The following is a 7,025-nucleotide window of genomic DNA, read 5'->3' as shown; positions in this document are numbered from 1 at the left end:
CAACTAGCTAATGCGCCGCGGGTCCATCTGTAAGTGGTAGCCGAAGCCACCTTTTATGTCTGAACCATGCGGTTCAGACAACCATCCGGTATTAGCCCCGGTTTCCCGGAGTTATCCCAGTCTTACAGGCAGGTTACCCACGTGTTACTCACCCGTCCGCCGCTAACATCAGGGAGCAAGCTCCCATCTGTCCGCTCGACTTGCATGTATTAGGCACGCCGCCAGCGTTCGTCCTGAGCCAGGATCAAACTCTCCGATAAAGTAGTTTGACTGACTACGCACATCGCTGTGCGATTTATTTAAAACTTTGAATTAACAGGTACGTTTTGTCTTGTTTAGTTTTCAAAGATCATTATAATGGAGCGGGTGATGAGAATCGAACTCACGACATCAGCTTGGAAGGCTGAGGTTTTACCACTAAACTACACCCGCGTTTGAATTGGCGCGCCCGAGAGGAGTCGAACCCCTAACCTTTTGATCCGTAGTCAAACGCTCTATCCAATTGAGCTACGGGCGCTTATCAGGCGACTTAACTATCATACTGCCAATCAGTTATGATGTCAAGTGTTTTTTATTTCTTTTCGAAGTCTTTTTCTTGACCTCATTTATTATACACGCTTTTGAGAATTTGTAAAGTCTTTTTTTAAAAGATCATTTTCTCATTTGTCGTTTTCGCTTTGTTCATCAGCGACGTTTAATAATATACCATGCACTTCAAATTAGGTCAACACTTTTACGAAACTTTTTTCTCACTTATTATTCCCTTCTATATAATAAATAAAAAAGCAGGATTCCTAGGAACCCCGCGTCTATTCAGATTACCCGCTCACCTCGGCTTCTGCGCTATTACGATCTGTTTTTTCATAAGTACGGAAGTTTTGTTCAAGCTGTTCGAGCGACAGACCTTTCGTTTCCGGAAGGAACCTTTTTACAAAAATAACGGACGCTATCCCTAACAAGACAAAAATGAAGAAGGTTGCAGACAATCCGATGTTTGCGAGCAGGACCGGAAAAGTGAAACCAACAAGGAAGTTCACGATCCAGAGGCAGAAGACAGTGACCCCCATACCAAGTCCCCGCAATCGAAGCGGGAATATCTCCGACAGCATCAGCCAGGTCACCGGAGAGACAGCCCCCTGCTGAAACGCAAGGAAAGTGACTGTTAATGAAAGAACCACATAAGGAAGAGCAGGCGATCCTTTCAGCACGACAGACAGAACTCCGATCAAAAGCAGCACCGCAGTCGTTCCGATCAGCCCCGTCATCAGCATCGGGCGGCGGCCGACTTTGCCGAGAAGCCATATTCCTACAAAAGTCGCGAGCACCGAAATCACACCGTTAGCGATATTGCCGATTAATGCGGCTTTTGTCTCGAAACCGGCATCTTTTAAAATTTGAGTTCCATAATACATAATTGAATTCACGCCGGTGAGCTGCTGCACTACCGCAATTCCGATCCCGATAAACACAATGCGGCGCACCCACGGAACGGCAAGATCCTTAAAGGCGGCCTGCTCCATCTCAGCTTCCTTATGAAAGGCAGATTCAATCTCAGCGAGCTCAGACTTCGCTTTCTCTTCACTCCTTATTCGCCGGAGAACGTGCAGAGCATCTTCTTTTCTTCCTTTAGAAACCAGCCAGCGCGGACTTTCAGGAACTTTCAGCATACCGAAAAACAAGAATACCGCCGGAAGGGCTGCGATAACGAGCATATAGCGCCAGGCGTGAGAGGTATCACCAAGCACATTGCCGATGATAGCATTACACGTGAAGGCAAGCAGCTGGCCTGTTACAATCATCAATTCATTTTGAGTAACCATTCTCCCTCGGCTTTCCGCCGGCGACATTTCAGCCAAATACGCCGGAACGGTTACGGATGCTCCCCCGACGGCAAGCCCCAGCAGAAAACGGGAGATGACCATAACAGATACGTTAGGCGCCAGTGTACATCCAAGCGTCGCTGCAAAGAACAAAACGGCAAGGATAAGGATATTTTTACGTCTGCCGTTATAGTCCGACAATCTCCCTCCGAAAACTGCTCCGATCGCAGCACCCAAGAGCAGGGAGCTCGCCACCATCCCTTCAGTCAAAGCGGTAAGATTAAGCTGGTCAGCTTCCGCCATGAACGGCAGCGCCCCATTAATTACACCTGTATCGTAGCCGAAAAGTAGACCCCCGAACGTCGATACTAAAATGATGGTTCTCAAAAATGAATGCTGGCTGCTATTTTTATTCATCTTCAAATCCTCCTAGTTTTACACAGAGATAATATCGGAATATTCAGTTATCAATATTTGCACCCATAACGTCTGCATACAAGTTCTGACCGTCCAAAACAGTTATATAAGAAGAAAATAATCCGAAAGCGTTATCATTTATAGTGATTATCCGCTCTCCCCTCTCGTCAAATTGTTATTTTATAGTTACTTTATAGTGAAGTTATAATGATATTATTGGCATTTATGTTATTATCATAATTTTAAAAGCGCTTTCAGTCAATAAATATTTCAGAAAATTTTATAACTCATCTTTATATTACCTACATGTAATCAATTTATGTTTTTAATCAACTAATTTTCACTATATGATCAATAGTTAATCTCTTTTTGATAAATAATTGATTATATAGTGAAAACCCCCAATCAGCAGTTGGGGGTTTTTGATTTATTCTTCGTTTATTGTAACGATCGTTCTTCCTCTCGCTTCTCCTTTTAAAAGAGCAGGAAGCGTATCCGGCAGCTCTTCAAGTGTAATTTCCTTTTGAATAAAGGCCTCCAGATCTGCAGGCTTGAAGTCATCAGCTAAACGCTGCCATGTTTTCTTTCTTGTCTCCATCGGACAGAATACGGAATCGATTCCCAAGAGACTGACGCCGCGCAATATAAACGGAAAGACTGTAGCCGGGAGTTTCGTTCCCGCTGTCAGTCCGCTCACAGCAACTGATCCGCCGTACTGAATCTGGCTGAGAACTGAAGCAAGCGGCTCACCTCCGACCGGATCGACGGCCGCTGCCCATTTTTGTTTTTGCATTGGTTTTAACGTGCCGTTATACACTTCGTCACGGTGAATGACCGTCTTTGCTCCGAGGCTCTTCAAATAGCCGCTTTCGTCTTCTTTTCCCGTACTGGCCTCGACCTCGTAACCTAAGGTTGAAAGAATGGAGACAGCAAAGCTTCCGACGCCGCCTGTCGCTCCTGTCACCAGCACCTTCCCTTTTTCAGGAGCGGCATGGTTTTCTTCAAGACGCTGGACGGACAATGCGGCAGTGAAGCCGGCGGTTCCGATCGTCATGGCTTCTTTAAGTGTCAGACCTTCAGGCAGCGGCACGATCCAATCTGCCGGAATGCGGGCCATCCCGCTATAACCGCCAAAGCGGGAAACACCTATGCCGTAGCTTGTCGCAATGACCCTATCCCCCTCTTTGAAACGGGCGTCATCTGAGGAAACGACAATTCCCGCTAAATCAATTCCCGGCACGAAAGGATACGACGTTACGATCTTGCCGTCAGGAATGGCAGCCAAGCTGTCTTTATAATTCACCCCTGAGTAGCAAACCTTAATCAGCACTTCACCCTCGGGAAGGTCCTGAACCGCCAGCTCCCGTACGCTGACTGAAAACCGGTCTTCACGTTGATCGACTACTAACGCTTTAAATTGATCTGTCATCACTACGTCTCCTTAAAATGAATTGAATGGCTTTGGAAAAGCATAAAATAAGTTTGATTTGTTTTCAAATGTCCTGCCCCGTGTAGTATGATCAAAAGTAAAAACAGCGAAAGAGTGGTTACGCATCATGTCTGATAAACAAAACAAAGATAACAAAAACAACAACAGCAATCAGCCATTACCGGACATTATTCATACCGCCGTTTTCAAGGCGCCGATACAAGTTGTCTGGGATACGGTCTCCACTGCGGACGGCCTGTCTCTCTGGTTTATGCCGAATGATTTCACACCTCAAGAAGACAGTGAGTTTCAGCTGGAATCTCCGTTCGGTCCGTCTCCGTGCAAGCTGCTGGATATTGAAGCGCCGTACCGCCTTTCTTTTTCGTGGGATACGGAAGGCTGGATCGTTTCTTTTGTCTTAAAGGAAACGGAAAGCGGAGATACGGAATTCACTCTCATTCACGGCGGATGGAAAGAGCCGGAAGCCGTCATCAATAAAGTCAATCGGAAAAGCTCCGAGATTCACAGTACGATGGATCAAGGATGGAACGGGCTTGTCAACACGAAACTTCGCGGGGCGGTTGAGGCTTAACACAAAAGGACGGACACGCTTCCCGTCCTTTTTTTGATGCCGATACATAAAAACTGACTTTGCAAAGACACTAACAGAAGAACCGAAAACTTCTTTCAGGGGGCGCTGTTTATGTATTATTACAAAGAAGAGCTGATCAATATCATTAAACCGGACAAGCCGGACCCGGCCGCGGCCAAGGTGCTTCAGGAAATTTTAGGCGGGCACTACGGAGAAATGCGGACGATGATGCAATACTTTTTCCAAAGCTCTAATTTCAGAGGAAAAGAAAAACAGTTCCGTGACCTGCTTCGCGGTGTATTTTTAGAAGAGATCGCACACGTTGAGCTTGTCCAGCATACGATTAATGCGCTGCTCGACGAAAGCGGCGCTGAGGGCCCCGGAAATCAGGCAGCAGATCAGGCGCCGCTTGACGAAGCAGTTAAACACGCCAATCCGCACCATTTTATCATCGGAGCGCAAAGTTCTCTTCCTGTAGACGCCGGCGGCAATCCATGGAACGGGTCTTGGGTATACAACCACGGGAATCTGATTTCCGATTTATTGGACAATGTCGTGCTGGAATCAACCGGCGTGCTGCAAAAGACACGCATTTATGAAATGAGTTCAAATCAGACGTTCAGAGAAACACTCGGTTTTCTGATCGTCCGTGACAACGCCCATCAAAATGCATTTACAAAAGCGTTGGAAACACTGGGTGTCGAATGGGGCAAATTATTTCCCGTGCCGAATTATGATATTGAAAAATACCCGGAATGCCGGAAATTCGTTGAGATGGGTTATCATAATACCCAATTTAATTTCAGACTGGATCCGACACGGATCGGAGAAATTCTGCAGGGAACGACGCCGAGCCGAAACGGCGGAGACTTAAGTGTGTCCGAGCCTCCTAAAGGTTTCCCCGTGCCGGAACTTCCTGAACTTCCGAATGAGCACAGCCCCGGACTGAAAGATATGAACTTGTAACAAAAAACGCCTGTTTCGGGCGTTTTTTGTTTTTCTGAATATGAGGTTTGAATGTGTTTAAAACGGGGAATATAAGCCGGGAGATCTTGCCATACGGCCGTTATTATAATGTGAGCACATTGCTGTACATACTTCGTTTCGAAAGTTGTCCTAATTTTCCAGCCGGCCGGCTGGGTATGTTTGAATGATAATGGGAATTATGTAAAGAGAACAATGTCTTTTCTAAGGAGGCAGCGAATGTCTAAGCAAGGAAACTTCCAGAAAACTATGTCACTTTTTGATCTTATTTTAATCGGCATGGGAGCCATATTCGGTTCGGCATGGCTGTTTGCCGTCAGTAACGTCGCCTCTAAAGCGGGTCCATCAGGCGTTTTTTCCTGGCTGATCGGCGGGGGAATCATCTTATTGATCGGCTTGGTTTATGCGGAACTGGGCGCTGCGCTGCCGCGGACCGGGGGAATTATCCGGTATCCCGTATATTCACACGGACACCTCGTCGGATATTTAATTTCCTTTGTCACCATTGTGGCATACACGAGTCTTATTTCTATAGAAGTCACGGCAGTCCGCCAATACGTGGCGTATTGGTTTCCCGGTTTGACCGTAAAAGGCTCCGATTCTCCGACAATTGCCGGGTGGATATTGCAATTTGCGCTGCTCTGCCTGTTCTTCCTCCTCAATTACTGGAGTGTCAAAACCTTTGCGAAAGCAAACTTCATTATTTCGATTTTTAAATATGTCGTACCGATTACGGTAATTGTAGTACTGATTTTTCATTTTCACCCGGGCAATATGACCGTTCACGGATTCGCGCCTTTTGGCTTCACCGGAATTCAGGCCGCGATTTCCACAGGCGGCGTCATGTTTGCATACCTTGGGCTGCATCCGATTGTGGCTGTCGCGAGTGAAGTGCAGAATCCGAAGCGGAACATTCCGATCGCATTGATTGTCTGTATTATCGTTTCTACTATTATTTACACCGTGCTGCAGCTCACTTTTATCGGGGCGATCCCGGCGGATACCCTGAAGCACGGATGGCCGGCTATCGGGACTGAATTCTCCCTTCCGTTCAAAGATATCGCCGTTTTACTCGGTTTGGGGTGGCTTGCGACATTGGTCATTTTAGATGCGATTTTATCACCGGGTGGTAACGGAAATATCTTTATGAATACGACTTCACGTCTCGTCTATGCCTGGGCCAGAAACGGAACATTATTCAGCATTTTTTCTAAAGTCAATAAAGAAACCGGGACACCGCGTGCCTCCCTTTGGCTTTCGTTCGGTCTGGCTGTTTTTTGGACGCTTCCGTTCCCTTCTTGGAACGCTCTTGTCAACGTATGCTCCGTCGCATTGATTCTGTCTTATGCGATTGCGCCGATTTCTTCTGCGGCGCTGAGAGTCAACGCGAAGAATATTAACAGACCGTTTTATTTAAAAGGGATGAGCATCATCGGGCCGCTGTCGTTTATTTTTACCTCTTATATTGTATATTGGTCCGGATGGCGCACCGTATCCTGGCTTCTCGGTTCTCAAATTGTCATGTTTCTGATCTATCTCTGTTTCAGTAAATATGCTCCCAAAGATGATGTCAGCATACGGCAGCAGCTGAAATCAGCATGGTGGATCGTCGGCTTTTATGTCATGATGCTGATTTTCTCCTATCTCGGCTCGTTCGGCCACGGATTGGGCATTATCAGCAATCCGCTTGACCTGATTCTGATCGCCATCGGTTCGCTCGGTATTTATTACTGGGCAAAATATACGGGACTGCCGAAGGCTATGATCGACAGTGATAAATGAC

The 7,025-nt window shown here is 46.5% G+C and carries 5 protein-coding genes, 2 tRNA genes and 1 rRNA gene; 3 read left to right on the top strand and 5 right to left on the bottom strand.

Going from position 1 to position 7,025, the window contains the following annotated elements; genetic code table 11:
* The 5 genes from BR62_RS0108200 to BR62_RS0108180 all read right to left on the bottom strand — a co-directional run.
* Positions 1–260 (bottom strand): 16S ribosomal RNA (locus BR62_RS0108200); the annotation flags it as partial.
* Positions 261–358: 98 nt separating this feature from the next.
* Positions 359–432 (bottom strand) — tRNA-Gly (locus tag BR62_RS0108195).
* Positions 433–440: 8 nt separating this feature from the next.
* Positions 441–517, bottom strand: a tRNA-Arg gene (locus BR62_RS0108190).
* Between the two features lie 301 nt (positions 518–818).
* On the bottom strand, positions 819–2,237 hold the full coding sequence (locus tag BR62_RS0108185; RefSeq protein WP_032870444.1) for a sugar porter family MFS transporter: 1,419 nt from the start codon (positions 2,235–2,237) through the stop codon (positions 819–821).
* 427 nt (positions 2,238–2,664) lie between these two features.
* Positions 2,665–3,666: an NADPH:quinone oxidoreductase family protein gene (locus BR62_RS0108180; RefSeq protein ID WP_020955415.1), complete on the bottom strand. Its 1,002-nt coding sequence runs from the start codon at positions 3,664–3,666 to the stop codon at positions 2,665–2,667.
* A gap of 127 nt (positions 3,667–3,793) precedes the next feature.
* On the opposite strand from BR62_RS0108180, the gene BR62_RS0108175 reads away from it, so the two are divergent.
* The 3 genes from BR62_RS0108175 to BR62_RS0108165 all read left to right on the top strand — a co-directional run bounded on the left by BR62_RS0108175 (position 3,794) and on the right by BR62_RS0108165 (position 7,024).
* Positions 3,794–4,258 (top strand): SRPBCC family protein, encoded by a 465-nt coding sequence (locus BR62_RS0108175; RefSeq protein WP_003156017.1) that lies wholly within the window; start codon positions 3,794–3,796, stop codon positions 4,256–4,258.
* Between the two features lie 111 nt (positions 4,259–4,369).
* On the top strand, positions 4,370–5,224 hold the full coding sequence (locus BR62_RS0108170) for a manganese catalase family protein (protein WP_020955413.1): 855 nt from the start codon (positions 4,370–4,372) through the stop codon (positions 5,222–5,224).
* 237 nt (positions 5,225–5,461) lie between these two features.
* Entirely contained in the window at positions 5,462–7,024 is a 1,563-nt protein-coding gene (locus BR62_RS0108165; protein ID WP_007409293.1) for an APC family permease, read from the top strand.
* Position 7,025 lies beyond the last annotated feature (1 nt).

Source organism: Bacillus sp. UNC69MF (assembly GCF_000746035.1).
In the GTDB taxonomy this organism is placed as follows: domain Bacteria; phylum Bacillota; class Bacilli; order Bacillales; family Bacillaceae; genus Bacillus; species Bacillus velezensis.
Note: the sequence above shows the minus strand (reverse complement) of the source record. Positions and strands in the feature narration are given on the sequence as shown.